Genomic DNA, 18,849 nt, shown 5'->3' on the forward strand with positions numbered 1-18,849 from the left:
CGTTCGCCGTGTCGATGGCAGCGACCAGCCCGGCGGAAAGCACCACGATTGTGAATATTTCGTGCTCGATACGACGCACGACGAGCATGCGCGGGCCGCGCTTCAGGCATACGCGATTGCTTGCGCATCGGCACATCCCGACCTGTCCGCAGACCTGATCGCACGATATGGGCTTGCCCCGGTCGAGCCGCCGGCACCAGCGCAGTACGACTCACGATTCACTCATCCCGGCTGCGAAGTGTGTCCGTGTCCGTCGGGTGTTTGCCAAGCCGAACGCTCATCTGATCACGCGAGCGCGGCGTGATATCGCCCGCTACAAGAAAGAGAAATAAGAATGAAACCGATCTACCTCGACTTGCCTGCAGTCGCGACAGTTCTCTCGCTGTCGGAAGCAACCGTTCAGAAACTGGTGCGCGAGAGCAAATTCCCGAAGCCGCGGCTGCTCTCCGATCGGCGCGTAGCGTGGCTGACGCGCGAAGTGGAAGCCTGGGCGGAAGCGTGCCCGGAGTCGGACCTCGCGCCTCCGCCCAACACGGGCCACGGCAACCGACGTCGGCGCGCTATTTCTTCGGATATTTCAGCGCGAGCTCGTCAAGAAACTGCCCGAGGCGGGTGAGCCACTCACGTCGCTCGCGGTCGTAATGATGACGGTTATACACACCGGCCACTCCGGGTTGAATATGACCGAGCACCGCCTCTGCCACATCGTGCGGGCATCCAAGCGCCGCAAGCATTGTTCGGGCCGTGCGGCGCAAGTCATGCGGCGACCAGTGTGTAACAGGAAGCCGAGGCCGATTGTGATTTGGCGCCTGCTTACAGTACGGCTGATGATAGTAAATGCCGTGCGAAACAACGGTCTGCTTCATCATCTCGCCGGTCGACGTCGGGAACAGAAAGCCGTTCACGGCCTGGTCCTTGCGTCGACGGACGACGGCTTCGGCTCGACCAACGAGCGGCACCCGCAAATCCCCGGCTTTCGCGCGCCATGAATTCTTCGTCTTTTCCTTCGGCACGGTCCACCAGAGGCCGTCCGCCTCGTCGGCGATTTCGTGCGACTCCATAGAAATGATTTCGCCGCCGCGGGCGCCGGTCCACAGATACAACGTGATCGCGTCCGAAACCGTTAGGCTCATATTCGGCAGCCAGCGGAGCAGCGTGCCGACCTCATCCTCGCTCAATACCCGCTTTTTTGTGCCCATGGCGACGCCGTCGATCATGCGCCCCTTGCTGCGAAGCTTGCCACGCAGGATCATTCGCCACCAGTTCGGCGTGCCATCAGGCAACCTCCCAGCGTCCATCGCATAGTCCCACGCTCCGCCCAGCTCCATGCGGAGCCGTGCAGCGAGCGCCGGCGTGGCACGATATGCATCCAAGAATTCGAACGCCTGGGCACGAGTTATCGACGCGGCCGGAACGTTCTCGATCGGGCCGAGCATCGCCTTGAACATCCGCCTAACCTCGATCACGCCCTTGTCCTTGCGGTTCGGCTCCAAATAGCCGCCCATATAGTCGAAACACACCTGCTTGACGGTGTATGCGTCGACGGCGCGCGAATGAGCAACCGCGGCGCGTTTCTCGCGCTTTGCAGCAGCGGGATCGGCCCCAGCATCACGCGCCGCTCGCTTTTGCTCCCATTCAGAAATCGCCGCAGGGAAACCCATAGCCGGCCACTCGCCGAGCTTCACCTGGCGCATTCGGTCGTCAATGGGGGACTTGTATCGGTAGATCCAGGAACGACGGCTCTCGCTGGCCTGGAAGCGGAGGCCGGGGAATCCGTCAAAGGTCATGTGTTGTCCCGCAGGCAGTTTGCTCGCGGTGCGCGCGTCGAATCTCATCAGCGGTCGGCGTAGGTTTTTGTTGTGAGCCGAGACCGCAGCGTAGCTTTTCGGTCTGGCGTAGGAAAATGTTACGCCAGAGTGCCAAGTTTTCGCCCATTTCGTCAAGTGCAGACAAGCCACCTGACAAACGCAACTTTCGGCTCAAACCCTTTACCAGAAAGCCTTCGAGGCGTGAGAACCAGATAGAGAAAGGGGCTCCGCAGAGCCCCTTGTTTTCGTTACTCGTTTTCCTCGAAGTAATGCCCGAACTTCGTCTGCTTCGTGCGGATATACCGTTCGTTTTCCTCGCGCACGGGCACCGCGAGCGCCACGCGTTCGCAAACGGGAATGCCGTGCTTCACGAGCGTATCGAACTTCTTCGGATTGTTGCTCATCAGCCGCACCGACGTCACACCGAGGATGCGAAGGATCGCAGCGGCCGAGTCGTATTCACGAGCGTCGTCGGGCAAGCCGAGATCGAGGTTCGCCTCGACGGTGTCGCGCCCCTGCTCCTGCAGCGCGTACGCGCGAATTTTGTTGCTCAGGCCGATGCCGCGGCCCTCATGGCCGCGCAGGTACAGCAGTACGCCACGATCTTCGGCCGCGATGTAACGCAATGCGAGATCGAGTTGCTCGCCGCAATCGCAGCGGTACGAGCCGAACACGTCACCGGTCAGGCACTCGGAGTGCAGCCGGGTCAGCACGGACTGCTCGCCCGTCACGTCGCCCATCACGAGCGCAAGGTGTTCGGCATCGCTGCCCGATACGCGAAACGCGTACGACGTGAACGTACCGTAGCGCGTAGGTAGCGACGCGGTAGCGACGAGCGTCACGCACTCGTCTGCCTGGCCATTGCCCGGCGGGGGCGATTGGGGACGCGAAGACATCATGAATTCAATCGAAACTTCGGGAATGTAGGAGTTATGTGGATGGTGCGTGACGGGAGTTTACCGCTAATCTGGAAACGTCACGCGACTGCCGCCGCCCGCCCGGCTATACTGGGCTCACCGGGTGACGCGCATCACGCCCCGCCTGCCCTGCATCGACCTGCACACGGAGAAAGCGAATGAGCACGACTGTCGCGCAGATTCTCAAGGCCAAGCCGGATTCGGGCCGCACCATCTACACCGTCACGAAGACCGATCTCGTCTACGACGCCATCAAGCTGATGGCGGAAAAAGGCATCGGCGCGCTGCTGGTCGTGGACGGCGACGACATCGCGGGCATCGTCACCGAGCGCGACTACGCGCGCAAGATCGTCCTGCAGGACCGCTCGTCGAAAGCCACCCGCGTCGAGGAAATCATGACGGCGAAGGTGCGCTACGTCGAACCGTCGCAATCCACCGACGAGTGCATGGCGCTGATGACCGAGCACCGGATGCGCCACTTGCCCGTGCTCGACGGCGGGAAGCTCGTCGGCCTCATCTCGATCGGCGACCTCGTGAAGAGCGTGATTGCAGATCAGCAGTTCACGATCAGCCAGCTCGAACACTACATCCACGGCACGCCGAGCGTCACGTCCGCCTGATCCGCCCCAGCAAAAAAGGCCCAAACGCGTGAGCGTCTGGGCGGGAAGCCGCCGGCATGCGGCGACGGAGGTTCTGCTCCTGCGGGCGAACGACGCGCGCGACTGGCGCGCGTCTCGTCGTTTCAGCGGTGCGCTCGGGCAGACCCGGGGACGTTCAATCAGTTACCGAAGTAGACCGAATTCACGGGATTCGGCGCTTCCCGCGTCACACGGCGGCCAGCTTGCGCGGCACCCGTTGCGACAGCGCCGTAGCCGCTGGTATCGGCTTGCGCCAGCATCGGCTGGTTCGGCTGGATGCGCTGCTCGGCAGCCTGGATGTCGCTCGGATATTGCGAGTCGCTCGCCAGCGGCTTGTACCCGTTCTGCTCCAGTTGCACGAGTTCGCCCTTGACCTGAGCGCGGGTCAACCCCTGCTCGGACTGCGCGAACGATGCGATCGGAGCGGCAAGGACGGATGCGGCGATGGCTGCGTAGATGATCGACTTCATGATGATTTACCTCCGGAATATGTTCTCTTTTGACGTCGCCCCTGCAGTGACTGTCTGAAGCGATTGAATTCAGTGTAGTGTTCGCCACTCCAAGGGGAAACCCTTAGTTTGAATAAACAGCGTTGCGTTTTTCGAAAAGATCGCCCACTGTTTCGGGACAGGGTCGCTCCAACTTGCTTCACCCACACAACAATCGCTGACGAAACGCCAACAGCCGGATCACCTGTTGGGAAGGTTGTGTTGTAGAATCGTAAGGTTCCATTCGCCAGTCGATATTCCATCCACCATGTACGCGCTCACGCCCCTCTCGGTTTCGCCGTCCGGCCCGGCCGGCGTGCGCGCGCGCGTCGGACAGCCGGCGCATCCCCTCGCTCGACGCACGGCCCAGGCGCCGCTCGCCCCTGCCCGGCGCCTGATCTGACCGCTCGGTCTCCACCCGGAGCCAGGTTAGACAGGCTCCGGGCGATCCTCATAGGCACGCCACGCCTGCCCCTGCCGATCATTTGGAGAACCACCATGAAACAACGCCTTTACCAGTTGACCGAACTCGACGTCGCCCGCCTCGAAAAGCACGCCGAGCACAACCCGCGCTTCCAGACGATGCTCGACACGCTGCTCGAACGCGCCGATATCGTCCAGCCCGACGCCATCAAGGCGAACGTCGTCACGATGAACTCGCAAATCACGCTGCTCGACGAAGCGACCCAGGAACAGGCTACCTGGACGATTGTTTATCCGGACGCCGCCAACCTCGAACTCGGACGCCTGAACGTGTTCTCGCCCGTCGGCATGGCGCTGCTGGGCACGCAGCGCGGCCAGATGGTCAAGGTGATGCAGCCGAGCGGCGCCGAAAAGCTGATGAAGGTTGCCGCGATCGTGTTCCAGCCGGAAGCCAACGGCGAATACACGCGCTGAACCACCGGCGGCCAACGTCGCGCCATACAGTGCGCAGAACGACAAAAGCGAGGCACGAGCCTCGCTTTTTTGCATCCGGACGATCCGGATCATCGTCATTGCTTTCCACAGACGAAAAAAAGGCGCCCGAAGGCGCCTTTTCGATGCTGCTAAGCGGGTTGCCCCGCCCGTCACGCTTAGAAGCGGTGACGCAGACCAACCGTTGCTGCGGTTTGGTTGATCGACGAGCTCGGCAGGTTGTCAGCGAAGCTGTTGCCGTTGTAGATCGACGCGCCGATGCCGTTCTTCGCTGCACGCTGGTACACAGCTTGTGCGTAGACGTCCGTGCGCTTCGACAGTGCGTAGTCAGCTTGCAGACCGAACTGGTTCCAGTGCGTGCTGCCGTTGTTGATCTTCGCGTTCGTGTACGTGTAAGCAGCGCCCAGGCCGAGAGCCGGCGTCAGGTTGTACTTCGCGTTCACTTCGTAGTTGTCGGTGCGCAGCGTGCCCACACCAACTGCGTTGTTGTCCAGACGTGCTTGCGTCCATGCAGCGCCGACTTGTGCCGGGCCGAATGCGTAGCCAGCAGCAGCACCGTACGTGCGGACGCGGCCTTGGGAAGCGAGGCCACCGATCGCCGACGACGTTGCGCCGCTACCATTCGTACCGTCACCCAGGTTCGCTTGCGAGTATGCAGCAGCCAGCTTCAGACCTTGGAACTGGTATGCGGCACCCGCGCTGTACGCACGGTTGTTGCCGAAGTTCGTGTTGTTCGAGAACGAGTACGTGCCGCCGAATTGCAGGCCAGCGTAGTTCGCGCTCGTGAACTTGATCGTGTTGTTCGACGCGACATCGCCGGTCGTGCTCAGACGATCGAGGTTCAGCGGGTGCGCGAAGTACGTGCCGCCCCACGAGCCCGTTGCCGTCAGCGGCGCCAGGTAGTCTTGCGCTGCATCGTACTGCTTGCCCAGCGTGACCGTGCCGTACTGGCTCGTCAGGCCAACAAATGCTTGACGGTTGAACATGCCGCCGTTGTTGCCCAGCTTGCCGTCACCGATGCCGAAGCCGCTTTCCAACGTGAAGATTGCCTTCAGGCCGCCACCCAGGTCTTCCGAGCCACGCAGGCCGAAACGGCTCTGGTCAATGCCCGAACCCATCGCCCAACGCGACTTGCCAGCTTGGCCGAGTGCCGGCTGGACGTTGCTCGTGTAGGTGATGCCTGCGTCCAGCACGCCGTACAGCGTGACGCTGCTTTGCGCGTGAGCGACGGTAGCGAACGATGCTGCAGCTGCTGCAACGATCAGAGTCTTGTTCATTCGTGGAGCTCCCTTCTAAAAAGAGGCAGGTCTCGCGACCTTGTTCATAAACGGTCTGCAACCGCCCGGGAGCGCCATCGGTCCTGCTGGCGGCGCCCGGATAGTTGCCCGTTTGGGAACCGTGAGTTTAGGGGTGTACCCTAGGGGAGCGATCCGCAAATAAAGAAATAAGCTTTTCCAGAACTAGAAATAATGAAAGTGGGGACGTGTCATAAGTATTTGTTTTAACGTTTGTTTTTGACTTCTTGACGAAGACTTTTTGGAGGCTTTCATCGCACCATTCTTACATGTCATCGTCTTGACGGTTGCATAGAAACAACAAGCGGATTCGGTTCGCCACCCCAAAGACGGTAATTATTACCCAACTCCATCTCAAATATTGGCGAAGCCGCATCCCAAACGTCCCCTCGACCCGTAAACAGCGGGCGGCGCCGGCACCCAGCCGAGATCCCGTCAGCCGTCAGAAAGGAAAGGCAGTTCGCGCCTGCCGTGACACTCGGTAACAGCCTTGACCGCCCGCGTAACCCGGCGGGCGCGGCGGCAGGCTAATGTAGGACGGCCTCGGATACAGAACAGGAACCCCCATGAATCGACGCTCGCTGCTGCGCGCCATCGGATTGACCGCCGCCTTCGTCGGCACCGGCTGGCTGCGTGCCGCCTCGGCCCAGGCCGCCCCGCCCGTGTACCGGCCATCCGGCCCGCACCGCGTTCCCGGCGGGCCGCCGTATGCGGATCGCCCCGGCTTCGCGCCGCCGGCGGCCCGTCACGACCGTCGCCCGCCACCGCCACGGCCGCATGGCTATATATGGACGGACGGCTACTGGCGCTGGCAGCGCGGCCGCTATATATGGGTGCCCGGCCGCTGGGTCGCACGACGCCCGGGACGCCGCTGGGTACCCGGCTACTGGCGCCGGCAGGGGCCGGTGTGGGTCTACGTCGACGGTGCGTGGCGGTAGCAGCGATTCGGCTCCGGCCGATCAAGGTCCGGAGCCGAATCGCGCGCGAGCGTAAATGCCGTCCGCGCCACGGAATCATGCGCGACGGTCAACATATCGTTTGGCCGCCATTCCGACGACATCGTTCGGATCGCGAAGTCATGCCATGGCGATGCGAATGCATCCGGCCATGCTCGCCCCCCCTCGCGCTCGTCTGCCGCATACCGCCAGCCAACCGACCGATGCGTGCGTCGCGCCCGACGCCCGCCTCCTGCCAGCTCACGCGCACGACGGCGCGCCGCGCAGAGCGCACGATGATGTTCGTGAGCTCACCGGATCATCGCCGCGGGCAGACTAACGTACGTGCGAGCCGCCTACGACAGCACGGCCGTTCGCGCACCCGGCCGCGTGCGGCCGTACGCGACCATCATCGCGAAGCTGAGCAGGAAACCCGCGCCGCCGATCAGCAGCAGCCCGGTCTCGCCGAATACGGGCAGCAGGTTCGTCAGCGCGCCCGTCACGACCCACGCGACCGCCATCACCGAGCCCGCGACGCCGAGCGCCCAGCCCTGCCGGTCGTCGCTGACGGCATCGGAAAACGCCGTATACATCGTCGTGTACGCAACCATGTCGAAGCAGCCGACGACCATCGCAAGCGCCCATAGCACCGGTTCGTGCGGAAACAGCGCGGACAGGATCTGGCCAAGCCCGGCGACGAGCAGGCCCGTCTTCGCGATATCGATCACGCGCCACACGCGCAGCATCACCCGCACGACGCACAGCAGGCCGAATACGAAGCAGATACCGATCACGCCGCTGAACAGCCCGAGCCGCGCGCTCGTATAGCCGAATTTCGCCTGCAACAGCAGCATGATGGTCTGCAGGTAGAGCCCGTAGCCGACCTGCATCAGGAAGAACACCACTGACAGGAACGCGACGTTGCGCTGGCGCGCCGCCTCCATGATGATCCGCAGCGGCAGCAGCGGATCGATGCGCGTATCGCCGCGCGGCGCGGCGGAATCGCGATACGACGCCCAGGTCCAGCATGCGCAGATCAGCGATAGCGCGGCGACCAGCACGAACGGCGTGCCGTAGTCGAACAGCGGCGAGATCGTCCGGTCGGACGTGACGCCGCCGAGCACGGGGCCGACGATCACGCCTGCGCTGAACGCGAGCGACATGATGCTCATGTTGTACGCCTTCGTGTCGGGCGTGCTGAGATCGGTGATGGCCGCCTGCGCGATGCCCTGGCAGCCGGCCATCAGGCCGGTGAGCCCGCGGCCGGCCAGCAGCAGCGCGACGCTGGCATGCCACGCGCCGGCCGCCATCATCGCGTAGCCGGCCGCGAGGCCGAGCACGCACAGCAGCAGGATCCGGCGGCGGCCGTAGCGGTCGGACAGCTCGCCCATCAGCGACGAGCCGAAGAACATGCACAGCGGGTAGATCCCGTAGCCGAGGCCGAGATAGAAATTGCGCGCGTGCGCGCCGGCGTCGGCCGGCAGGATGCCCGCGTGCGGATCGCTGAAGATCGCGGACATCATCGGATAAACGAGCCCGAATCCCATCGCGTCGAGCGCGATGGCGAGCAGACAGGGGCCGAGCAGTGTGTAGTCGAGCCGGGACATGGCGACCTTCCGGACAGAGTGGATGATCGCCCCAGCGTAATGAGCGGGCGGCAGTCGCGGTAGGCCGCCGGCCGCGATACTAAGCATCGGCTCTCTCCTGCGCTTCGTGCATCTGTACGGCCCGGGGGCCGGCCATGCGCCACATCGTCATCGATTCACGGCCACGCCAAACCGGATCGAGCGGCGCGAATATCACGCATTCGAGACGTTGACGACGAAGGGACAATGTTTCACCGGCAGCGGGCGGCCGGCGCCCGCGCCGTCCACGCGGCGCGGGCGATGCGACGTCAGTGCGCCGCCGCGGTCACTGGCGCGCGGCACGCGACCAGGCCCCGTTGAACGGCCGGCCGCGCGGCGATATCGGCAAGCCAGCGCTCGACGTGCGGAAAACCGGTGACGTCGAGATCGAGCTCGGCCGCCGTGCGCAGCCACGGAAACGCCGCGATATCGGCGATCGAATACCGCGACGACGCCAGATACGCCGATTCCGACAAGCGGCCGTTCACGACCCCGTAGAGACGCAGCGCCTCCTTCCGGTAGCGGTCGATCGCTTCCGCATTGCCCGTCTTCGATGCGCGCAGGAACCACCACAGCTGGCCAAGCATCGGCCCGATCGCACCGATCTGGACATGCAGCCATTGCCGGACCGCCGTGCGCTCGGCCAGCGTGTCGGGCTGCAGGTAGCCCGTTTTCTCGGCGAGATAGCTGAGGATCGCGCCGGATTCGAATACGGCGAGCCCCGTGTCGTGGTCGACGATGGCCGGGATCTTGCCGTTCGGATTGATCGCGAGATATGCCGGGCTGCGCTGCTCGCCGGCGGACAGGTTCACCTGCACGCGATCGTGGGCAAGCCCGGCCTCTTCCAGGTAGATCGCGATCTTGTGTCCGTTCGGCGTGTCGGCCGTATAGAACGTGAGGGCGTGCGTCGAGGTCATGTCGGTCCTTGTCATCGGGTTATCGTTGCAATTACAATCGTTGCAATTGCAATCCTATGCCGGAATCGACGACGCCGGCGACATGCCAGTACTCGAAGGAGGGACATGCAGGCTGCGCGATCCGGTCCGCCCGTGCGGACGCCCGACACCCGCCGCGCCGCGACGGCCTGCCTCGAACGGCTGACGACGCGGCGGCTCGTGCCGCCGGGCGCGGCGATATCGCCGCTCGGCGCGATGCGCGCGGCCGCCGAGTGCCTCGAACGCGATGCGGTGACGTCGAAACGCGTGTGGATCGTCCGCGCCGATGCGTGCGAGTCGTCTCCCGGTGCGCACGCGCATCGCCACATCAGTGCGTGGCCGCTGCGGTTTCTCGATCCGGGCAAGCGTTTCGAGCGGCCGCTGCTGTATCTGCTGCATGCGCGCGCGATCGACCGGCTGCGGCTGGCATCGATCGAAACCGTCGATCGCGGAATCTTCGTCAACGACGCGGAAACGGCCGCGTCGTCATGGCCGAAGGGCGTGACGCCCGACGTCCCGCACTGGCTCGCCGCGAACGCCGCGTGCACGCCGTACGATCCCGCGTCGGCGCACGAAGCGATCGCGATCCTGCGCCACGCGCTGCGCACGCTCTACGTCGCCGGCCAGCCCGGCTTCTTCTATCTCGCGAGCCATGACGACTGCGGGCCGGATACGAAGCCGCTGTCGGCGGCCGCCGCCCGCGACGCGCTCAACGGCATGGTGCGGGCCGGCCGGCGTACGGCCACCGACGCCGCAGCGCAGATCCGGCTGTGCGGCGCTGGCAGCACGCTCGCGCAGGTCATGGAAGCGGCCGACCTGCTGCACGACGAATGGCGGATCGCCTCGACGATCTGGAGTTGCCCGAGCTATACGCAGCTCGCCCGCGACGGTCGCGCGGCCGAACGCTGGAACCTGCTGCATCCGCATGACGTACCGCGCGTTGCGCACGTGCGAGCCTGTCTCGGCGAAGGCGGCACGCCGGTGCTCGCGGTAACCGGCTATGCACGGCACGTCGCCGCGCAGATCGGTGCGTTCGTGCCGGCCCGCTTCACCGCGCTCGGCGCGGATTCGGCCGGGCCGGGCGCACGCGTGCCGACCGCACGCTGGATCGTCGCGGTCGCGCTGCGCCTGCTGGCCGACGACGGCCGCGTGCCGGCAGACTGGGCCGCGCAGGCGATGCGCGGCCATGCGCGCGGCTGATGCGCGCGCCGGACGCCGCTACTTCGCGTCGGCCGCCGCGTCGCGCGCCGCGGCGCTCGCGCGATCGAGTGCGGCGGCCATCGCCGCCTGCTCCTTGCCGGTGAACTGGTCGAGAAACAGCTCCGCGACCGTCGACTGGTACACCTTCCACATCTTCCTGCGCAGCGTCCGCCCCTTGTCGGTGATGCTCGCAAACGCCGCGCGGCCGTCGTCGGCCGACCGCGCGCGCGTGACGAGCCCGTCCTGTTCGAGCCGGTCGACGAGCCGCGTGAGGTTGTAGCGCTCGATCGCGAGCACGTCGGCCAGTTCGCGCATGCGGCGCGTGCCGTCGGGCCCGCTTTCGAGCCCCCACAGCGCGTCGTACCACGCATACGCGGGCAGGCCGGCCGCCGCAAGACGGCGTTCGATCTCGCGAATCATCGTCCGGTGCGCGCGGACGAACGAGAACCACAGATCGGGTTCGGGTGCGCTCATGTCAGGTCGTTCCTCTCATTGAATTGCAGTTGCAATTAAATTTTACCTCGATAACAATGCCCGCCATACGATTGCAATTGCAACTACTTGCCCGCCGACCGGTGGGCGTTTCGTCGCGCGACGCGGCGCCACGACCGTCGCTGCGCGCTGCCTGATGCTTCTGGAGACACTGCATGACCGCACCTCTCGCGTTACCCGACATCGATCCTCAGGAAACCCGTGAATGGCTCGACGCGCTCGAATCCGTGATCGCGCTCGAAGGCCGCCCGCGCGCGCATTACCTGCTCGACCAGCTCGCCGATCTCGACGCGGCCCGCCATGGCGATCTGCACGGCCGCGTGACGACCGCATACGTGAACACGGTGCCGCGCGAGCGGCAGCCGCCCTACCCGGGCGACCTCGCACTCGAGCGGCGGCTGAACGCGATGATCCGCTGGAACGCGATGGTGATGGTGCTGCGTGCCGGCCGGCATTCGAACGTCGGCGGCCACATCGCGACCTACCAGTCGGCGGCCGTGCTGTACGACGTCGGCTTCGACCACTTTTTCCGCGGCCGCACCGACACGTTCGACGGCGACATGGTCTATATCCAGGGCCATTCGGCGCCCGGCATCTATAGCCGCGCGTATCTGGAAGGCCGCATCACGGCCGCGCAGCTCGACAATTTCCGCCGCGAAACCGGTCGGGAAGCAGGCCGCGACGGGCTGTCGTCGTATCCGCATCCGCGCCTGATGCCCGATTTCTGGCAGTTCCCGACCGTGTCGATGGGGCTCGGGCCGCTCACGGCCGCGTATCAGGCGCGTTTCATGCGTTACCTCGAATATCGCGGGCTGAAGGCGCATCAGGGCCGCAAGGTGTGGGCGTTTCTCGGCGACGGCGAAATGGACCAGCCCGAATCGCTCGCGGCGATCTCGCTTGCCGGGCGCGAGCGGCTCGACAACCTGATCTTCGTCGTCAACTGCAACCTTCAGCGCCTCGACGGCCCGGTGCGCGGCAACGGCAAGATCATCCAGGAACTCGAAGGCACGTTTCGCGCGGCCGGCTGGAACGTCGTCAAGGTGATCTGGGGCGGCGGCTGGGACCGCCTGCTCGAGCGCGACGCGACGGGCCTGCTGCGCCAGCGCATGATGGAATGCGTGGACGGCGATTACCAGACCTTCAAGTCGCAAAGCGGCGCATACGTGCGCGAGCATTTCTTCGGCAAGTATCCGGCACTGCTCGATCTCGTCGCCGACCTGTCCGACGACGACATCTGGAAACTGGCGCGCGGCGGCCACGATCCGGAGAAGGTGCATGCGGCCTATGCGCAGGCGATGCGCGCGGACGGCCGGCCGACCGTCGTGCTCGCGAAGACGGTCAAGGGCTTCGGGATGGGCGAAGCCGGCGAAGGCCAGAACGTGAATCACCAGTTGAAGAAGATGAGCGCGGATGCGGTGCGCGCATTCCGCGACCGCTTCGCGCTGCCGGTCGACGACGCGCAACTCGACGAGCTGCCTTACCTGAAGCCGGAACCGGGCAGTGCCGAGGCACGCTATTTCGCGGAACGCCGCGCCGCGCTCGGCGGCCACGTGCCGGCCCGCTTCCATGCGGTCGCGCCGCTGCCGACGCCGCCGCTCGCCGCGTTCGACGCGCAACTGAAGGACACCGGCGAGCGCGGCCTGTCGACGACGATGGCGTTCGTGCGCATCCTCGGCACGCTGCTGAAAGACCCGCAGCTCGGCAAGCTGGTCGTACCGATCGTGCCGGACGAATCGCGCACGTTCGGGATGGAGGGCCTGTTCCGCCAGATCGGCATCCACTCGCATCTCGGCCAGCTCTATACGCCTCAGGACGCGGGCCAGCTCAGCTACTACAAGGAAGCGAAGGACGGGCAGATCCTGCAGGAAGGGATCAACGAATCGGGCGCGATCGCGTCGTGGATCGCGGCCGGCACCGCGTACAGCAACCACGGACTGCCGACGATCCCGTTCTACATCTTCTATTCGATGTTCGGGCTGCAGCGGGTCGGCGATCTCGCGTGGGCCGCCGGCGACGCGCGCACGCGCGGCTTCCTGCTCGGCGCGACATCGGGCCGCACGACGCTGATGGGCGAAGGGCTGCAACACAACGACGGGCACAGCCTGGTGCTGTCGTCGGTGATTCCGAACTGCGTGTCGTACGACCCGACCTATGCGTACGAACTCGCGGTGATCGTGCGCGACGGATTGCGGCGGATGTTCGCGGAACAGGAGGACGTCTACTACTACATCACGCTGCTCAACGAAAACTATCCGCATCCGGCACTGCCCGACGGCGCGGAGGCCGGCATCCTGAAGGGGCTCTACCTGCTGCGCGCAGGCACCACGCCGCACGCGGCCGATGCGCCGCACGTGCAGTTGATGGGCAGCGGCGCGATCCTGCGCGAAACGCTCGCCGCGAGCGACCTGCTCGCGCAGGACTTCGGCGTGTCGAGCGACGTATGGAGCGCGACGAGCCTGACCGAGCTGCGCCGCGACGGACTCGCCGCGGAACGCTGGAACCTGCTGCATCCGGAGCAGGCGCCGCGCGTGCCGTACGTGCGGCAATGCCTCGACGGCCGCGTGGGCCCGGTGGTCGTCGCGACCGACTACATGAAGATCGTCGGCGACCAGATCCGGGCATTCGTCGATGGCCGCCGCTTCGTGTCGCTCGGCACCGACGGCTTCGGCCGCTCGGATACGCGCGAGGCGCTGCGCGCGTTCTTCGAGGTCGACCGGCATTTCATCGCGATCGCCGCGCTGAAGGCGCTCGCCGACGACGGCGTGATCGAACGTGCGCGCGTCGGCGAAGCGATCCGGCGTTACGGCATCGATATCGGCAAGGTCGATCCGGCCACGGTGTAGTCATGCGACGCGCGGCAGGCAGGATCGCGCCGGCCTGCCGCGCGCCGCACCGCTCGCGCTACTGCCCCGACCGAGCGAGCGGGCCTGGCATGCCCTGCCCCGTGCCCGCCGGCCAGCCGCCCGCCAGCGCCTTGTACAGCGCGACCGTCGACGCCGCGCTGCGCATCCGCCCGTCGGCCGCCGCATCCTGCGCCTGCAGCAGCGTCCGCTGCGCGTCGAGCACTTCGTAGTAGTCGATCGCGCCGGCGGAGAAGCGGGCCTGCGCGAGTTGCGCGGCACGCGCGCTGTCGTCGGCCGCGCGCACGAGGTGCGCGGTCTCGTCACGCGTGCGGGCGACACGCAGCAGCGCGTTCTCGGTTTCCTCCAGCGCGCCGAGCACGGTTTGCCGGTACTGCGCAAGCTGGCCGGCCGCTTCCGCGTCGCTCGCGGCGATCCGCGCACGCACGCGACCGACGTCGAGGAACGACCAGTCGATGCCGAGCGCGATCAGGTTCGTGTCGCTGCCCGCGCGGAAGAACCCGTAGCTGCTCGTCGCGCTGCCGAGCAGCCCGGACAGCGTGAAGCGCGGAAACAGGTCGGCGGTCGCGACGCCGACGCGTGCGGTCGCCGCATGCAGCCGCGCCTCGGCGGCCGCGACATCGGGACGGCGGCGCAGCAGGTCGCCCGGCGTGCCGGGATCGATATCGGCGGCAAGCGCCGGCAACGGCACCGGCGTGCCCGTCTGCGCAGCCGTCTTCGGCCCGTCGAACCGGCCGATCAGCGCATCCGGCGTCTGCCCGGTCAGCACCGCGAGCCGATGCTCGTCGACGCCGATAGCGGCTTCGTACATGGCGATCCGCGACGTCGTCGATTCGTACTGCGCGCGTGCTCGCGCCGCGTCGAGTTCGGAACCTCGCCCCGCGCCGACGCGCGCATTGATCAGCGCGAGCGTCTGCTTCTGGTTGTCGGCGTTCTCGCGAGCGATCCGCAGCCGCGCCTGCGAGCCGCGCAGGTCGACATACGTGCTCGCGACCTCGCCCGCGATCGCGACGCGCACCGCGCGCACGTCGGCCGCGCTGGCCGCCGTTTCCGCGCGCTGCGATTCGATCGAGCGGCGCACGCGGCCGAACAGGTCGAGTTCCCACGCGGCATTGATGCCGGCGCTCGACATCGGCGTATCGCGCTGGCTGCGCGGCGCGCCGAATGCCTGATCCTTGCTCATCAGCTGATGGCCGATCTGACCGCTCGCGGTGATCGTCGGATAGCGGTCGAACGCCGCCTGCGACAGCAGCGCGTTCGACGCGTCGTAGCGCGATACGGCGACCTGCAGGTCCTGGTTCGCCGCGAGCGCCGCATCGATCAACTGCGTGAGCGTCGGATCGCCGAAGCCGCGCCAGAACGTGGCGTCGGCGGCCGCCGATGCATCGGGCGGCGTATCGGGCCGTGTATCGGCCGGCGCCGCGTCGTGCTGCGTCGCCGGGTGAGGGTCGCGCGCGAACCGCCCAGCCGTGGTCATATCGGGCTGCTTGAAATCGGGGCCGACCGCGCATGCGGCAAGCGTCACCGACATCGCAAGCGCGGAAAGACGGAAAGCGGCGCTCATCGTTTTTCTCCTTCGAGGCTGCCGTGCTGTTCGCTCCAGACGGCCGGCGTGCCGCCCGCGAGCTTGCGGATCGCCACGTAGAACACGGGTGTCAGGAACAGCCCGAACAGCGTGACGCCCAGCATCCCGGCGAACACGGTGACGCCGGTGGCCGCCCGCACCTCGCTGCCCGCGCCGCTGCCGATCAGCAGCGGCACCGAGCCCGCGATGAACGCGACGGACGTCATCACGATGGGACGCAGCCGCAGCTTGCACGCTTCGAGCGCCGCCTCGACCGCGTCCTTGCCCTGGATCTCGAGCTCGCGCGCGAACTCGACGATCAGGATCGCGTTCTTGCACGCCAACCCCATCAGTACGACGAGGCCGACCTGCACGAACACGTTGTTGTCGCCGCCGGACAGCCACACGCCGAACAACGCCGCGCACATGCACACCGGCACGATCAGGATCACCGCGAGCGGCAGCGTCCAGCTCTCGTACAGCGACGCGAGCACCAGGAACACCAGCATCACCGCGAGCGGGAACACGACGATCGCCGCGTCGCTCTGCGTGACCTGCTGATAGCTGAGGTCGGTCCATTCGAGCGTGATGCCCGGCGGCAGCACGTCCTTCGCGATCTGCTGCAGCTTCGCGATCGCCTGCGACGACGACATCGTCTTCGGATCGGCGTCGCCGATCAGGTCGGCGGCCGGATAGCCGTTGTAGCGGACGACCGGGTCGGGACCGTACGCGGGCCCGACCGTCACCATCGAGCCGATCGGCACCATCTCGCCCTTCGCGTTGCGCGTGCGCAAGTTCGCGATGTCGGCGGCCGTCTGCCGATGGCCGGCATCCGCTTGCGCCATCACGCGATACACGCGGCCGAACACGTTGAAGTCGTTCACGTACATCGAGCCGAGATACACCTGCAACGTATTGAACAGATCGGTCAGCGCGACGCCCTGCGCCTTCGCCTTCAGCCGGTCGACCTTCACCTCGAGCTGCGGGATGTTCGCCTGGTACGAGCTGACCGGATAGCTCATCCCCGGCGTCTTCGCGACCGCGGCCTGGAACGCGGCAAGCGCCTTCTGCAATTCGCCATAGCCGAGACCGCCGCGATCCTCGAGATACAGCGAATAACCGGAGCCGTTGCCGAGCCCCTGGATCGGCGGCGGCCTCAGCGCATACGTGATGCCGCCGCCGATCGCCGCGAAGCGCGCGTTCAGGTCGGCGTTGATCTGCGCGGCGCTGCGATGACGCTGGTCGAACGGCTTGAGGATCACGTACGAGTTCGTGATGTTCGGCGTGTTCACGCCCTGCAGCGCATTCAGCCCGGCAAAGGCCGGCACCATCTCGACGCCGTCGGTGCCGAGCGCGATCTTCGTCATCTGCTCGGTCACCGCGCTGGTGCGCGCGAGCGACGCGCCTTCCGGCAGTTTCGCGCCCGCGAACAGGTACAGCTTGTCCTGCACCGGAATGAAACCGCCGGGCACCGCGTTGAACAGCAGCGCGGTCGCCGCGAGCAGCGCCGCGTAGACCGCGAACACCACGCCGCGCCGCTTCAGCGTGCGGCCGACGACGCTGTGATAGCGATCGGCGCTGCGTTCGAAGAAGCGGTTGAACGGATGGAACAGCCAGCCGAACGCGCGATCGAGCGCGCGCGTCAACGGATCCTTCGGCGCGCCGTGCGGGCGCAGCAGCTTCGCGGCGAGCGCGGGCGACAGCGTCAGCGAGTTGATCGCGGAGATCACCGTCGAGATCGCGATCGTCACCGCGAACTGCTTGTAGAACTGGCCTGTGACGCCCGACATGAACGCCATCGGCACGAACACCGCGCACAGCACGAGCGCGATCGCGACGATCGGCCCCGACACTTCGCGCATCGCCTGGTGCGCGGCATCGCGCGGGCTCAGGCCCCGTGCGATGTTGCGCTCGACGTTCTCGACGACGACGATCGCATCGTCGACGACGATCCCGATCGCGAGCACGAGCCCGAACAGCGTCAGCGTGTTGATCGAATAGCCGAGCAGGTAGAGCCATGCGAACGTGCCGACCACCGACACCGGCACCGCGACGAGCGGAATGATCGACGCGCGCCACGTCTGCAGGAACAGGATCACGACCAGCACGACCAGCACGACGGCCTCGATCAGCGTGTGCTGCACCGCGCGAATCGATTCGCGCACGAACACGGTCGGATCCCACACCGGGCGGTACGCGACACCGGGCGGGAAGCGCTTCGACAACTCGTCGAGCTTCGCATACACGGCCTTCGCGACGTCGATCGCGTTCGCGCCCGGCGACAGGAAGATGCCCACCACGGCCGAATGCCTGTCGTTGAAATACGAGCGCAGCGTGTAGTCGCCCGCGCCGAGCTCGATGCGCGCGACGTCGGACAGCTTCACGACCTGGCCGTCGTCGCCGTTGCGCAGCACGATGTCGCCGAACTCCTGCACGGTGCGCAGCCGGCCGCGCACGTTGATCGACACGAGGAAGTCGTTCTTCTTCGGCGACGGCTCCGCGCCGAGCTGGCCGGCCGACACCTGTACGTTCTGCTCGCGCACGGCCGCGATCACGTCGCTCGCGGTGAGCCCACGCGACGCCAGTCGATTCGGGTCGAGCCACAGCCGCATCGCGTAATCGCCGGAGCCGTACACGCCGACGTCGCCGATGCCGGTGAGACGCGACAGCTCGTCCTTCACGTGCAGCGTCAGGTAGTTGCGCAGGTACAGCGAATCGCGGCTGTTGTCCGGCGAATAGAGGCTCACGTACATCAGCGGCGTGGGCGACTGCTTCTGCGTGGTCACGCCGTACTGGCGCACCTCGTCGGGCAGGCGCGACAGCGCCTGGCTCACGCGGTTCTGCACGCGCACGGCGGCCGTGTCGGGATCGACGCCCTGCAGGAACGTGACGACGACCTGCAGGCTGCCGTCCGACCCGGCGACCGACTTCATGTACATGATGCCTTCGACGCCGTTGATCGCCTCTTCCAGCGGTTCGGCCACCGACTCGGCGATTTCCTTCGGGTTCGCGCCCGGATACGTCGCACGCACGACGACGCTCGGCGGCACGACTTCCGGATATTCGCCGGCCGGCAGCATCGGAATCGAGATCAGGCCGAGCGCGAAAATAACGATCGACAGCACGACCGCGAAGATCGGCCGGTCGATGAAGAAGCGGGAGAAATCCATCGTATC

Annotated in this window: 15 protein-coding genes and 1 pseudogene; 7 read left to right on the forward strand and 9 right to left on the reverse strand. The window is 66.1% G+C overall.

Annotated features, from left to right (window positions below; translation table 11 throughout):
• Both AC3IFE_RS33920 and AC3IFE_RS33925 read left to right on the forward strand, forming a co-directional pair.
• A pseudogene (locus tag AC3IFE_RS33920) lies at positions 1-304 on the forward strand (hypothetical protein); the annotation flags it as partial.
• Positions 305-334: 30 nt separating this feature from the next.
• Entirely contained in the window at positions 335-616 is a 282-nt protein-coding gene (locus AC3IFE_RS33925; RefSeq protein ID WP_489194777.1) for a helix-turn-helix transcriptional regulator, read from the forward strand.
• Here AC3IFE_RS33925 and AC3IFE_RS33930 read toward each other — a convergent pair.
• Both AC3IFE_RS33930 and ribA read right to left on the reverse strand, forming a co-directional pair.
• Complete coding sequence (locus tag AC3IFE_RS33930; RefSeq protein ID WP_489194779.1) at positions 561-1,835, reverse strand: tyrosine-type recombinase/integrase; 1,275 nt, start codon at positions 1,833-1,835, stop codon at positions 561-563. The two genes, AC3IFE_RS33925 and AC3IFE_RS33930, sit on opposite strands and share 56 nt — an antisense overlap.
• A 221-nt stretch (positions 1,836-2,056) precedes the next feature.
• The gene (gene ribA, locus AC3IFE_RS33935; protein ID WP_089470125.1) at positions 2,057-2,707 is read right to left on the reverse strand and encodes a GTP cyclohydrolase II; all 651 of its coding nucleotides are present in this window, start codon (positions 2,705-2,707) and stop codon (positions 2,057-2,059) included.
• 176 nt (positions 2,708-2,883) lie between these two features.
• Between ribA and AC3IFE_RS33940 the strand changes: the two genes are divergently transcribed.
• On the forward strand, positions 2,884-3,345 hold the full coding sequence (locus tag AC3IFE_RS33940; RefSeq protein ID WP_069619283.1) for a CBS domain-containing protein: 462 nt from the start codon (positions 2,884-2,886) through the stop codon (positions 3,343-3,345).
• 158 nt (positions 3,346-3,503) lie between these two features.
• Here AC3IFE_RS33940 and AC3IFE_RS33945 read toward each other — a convergent pair whose 3' ends face one another.
• Entirely contained in the window at positions 3,504-3,833 is a 330-nt protein-coding gene (locus tag AC3IFE_RS33945; protein ID WP_489194782.1) for a DUF4148 domain-containing protein, read from the reverse strand.
• Positions 3,834-4,349: 516 nt separating this feature from the next.
• On the opposite strand from AC3IFE_RS33945, the gene AC3IFE_RS33950 reads away from it, so the two are divergent.
• On the forward strand, positions 4,350-4,748 hold the full coding sequence (locus AC3IFE_RS33950) for a GreA/GreB family elongation factor (RefSeq protein WP_006486027.1): 399 nt from the start codon (positions 4,350-4,352) through the stop codon (positions 4,746-4,748).
• Positions 4,749-4,924: 176 nt separating this feature from the next.
• Here the strand turns inward: AC3IFE_RS33950 and AC3IFE_RS33955 are convergent, their stop codons facing one another.
• Complete coding sequence (locus tag AC3IFE_RS33955; RefSeq protein WP_489194784.1) at positions 4,925-6,043, reverse strand: porin; 1,119 nt, start codon at positions 6,041-6,043, stop codon at positions 4,925-4,927.
• 584 nt (positions 6,044-6,627) lie between these two features.
• Between AC3IFE_RS33955 and AC3IFE_RS33960 the strand changes: the two genes are divergently transcribed.
• The gene (locus AC3IFE_RS33960) at positions 6,628-6,999 is read left to right on the forward strand and encodes a hypothetical protein (protein WP_489194786.1); all 372 of its coding nucleotides are present in this window, start codon (positions 6,628-6,630) and stop codon (positions 6,997-6,999) included.
• A 353-nt stretch (positions 7,000-7,352) separates the two neighbouring features.
• Here AC3IFE_RS33960 and AC3IFE_RS33965 read toward each other — a convergent pair whose 3' ends face one another.
• Positions 7,353-8,603, reverse strand: coding sequence for an MFS transporter (locus tag AC3IFE_RS33965; RefSeq protein ID WP_089470129.1), 1,251 nt, complete (start codon positions 8,601-8,603; stop codon positions 7,353-7,355).
• 287 nt (positions 8,604-8,890) lie between these two features.
• Entirely contained in the window at positions 8,891-9,538 is a 648-nt protein-coding gene (locus AC3IFE_RS33970) for a glutathione S-transferase family protein (RefSeq protein WP_489194932.1), read from the reverse strand.
• A gap of 105 nt (positions 9,539-9,643) precedes the next feature.
• On the opposite strand from AC3IFE_RS33970, the gene AC3IFE_RS33975 reads away from it, so the two are divergent.
• Positions 9,644-10,756, forward strand: a complete 1,113-nt coding sequence (locus AC3IFE_RS33975; RefSeq protein ID WP_489194789.1) for a transketolase-like TK C-terminal-containing protein — start codon at positions 9,644-9,646, stop codon at positions 10,754-10,756.
• Between the two features lie 18 nt (positions 10,757-10,774).
• On the opposite strand, the gene AC3IFE_RS33980 is transcribed toward AC3IFE_RS33975, so the two are convergent.
• On the reverse strand, positions 10,775-11,230 hold the full coding sequence (locus AC3IFE_RS33980) for a MarR family winged helix-turn-helix transcriptional regulator (RefSeq protein ID WP_489194791.1): 456 nt from the start codon (positions 11,228-11,230) through the stop codon (positions 10,775-10,777).
• A 173-nt stretch (positions 11,231-11,403) separates the two neighbouring features.
• Between AC3IFE_RS33980 and aceE the strand changes: the two genes are divergently transcribed.
• Positions 11,404-14,091, forward strand: a complete 2,688-nt coding sequence (gene aceE, locus AC3IFE_RS33985) for a pyruvate dehydrogenase (acetyl-transferring), homodimeric type (protein ID WP_489194793.1) — start codon at positions 11,404-11,406, stop codon at positions 14,089-14,091.
• Between the two features lie 58 nt (positions 14,092-14,149).
• Here the strand turns inward: aceE and AC3IFE_RS33990 are convergent, their stop codons facing one another.
• Together AC3IFE_RS33990 and AC3IFE_RS33995 are read right to left on the reverse strand one after the other, a co-directional pair.
• Complete coding sequence (locus AC3IFE_RS33990; protein ID WP_489194795.1) at positions 14,150-15,673, reverse strand: efflux transporter outer membrane subunit; 1,524 nt, start codon at positions 15,671-15,673, stop codon at positions 14,150-14,152.
• Positions 15,670-18,843: an efflux RND transporter permease subunit gene (locus AC3IFE_RS33995; RefSeq protein ID WP_489194797.1), complete on the reverse strand. Its 3,174-nt coding sequence runs from the start codon at positions 18,841-18,843 to the stop codon at positions 15,670-15,672. Before AC3IFE_RS33995 ends, AC3IFE_RS33990 begins: the two co-directional genes overlap by 4 nt.
• Positions 18,844-18,849 lie beyond the last annotated feature (6 nt).

This window comes from Burkholderia sp. APQ4-4ca (genome assembly GCF_057837105.1).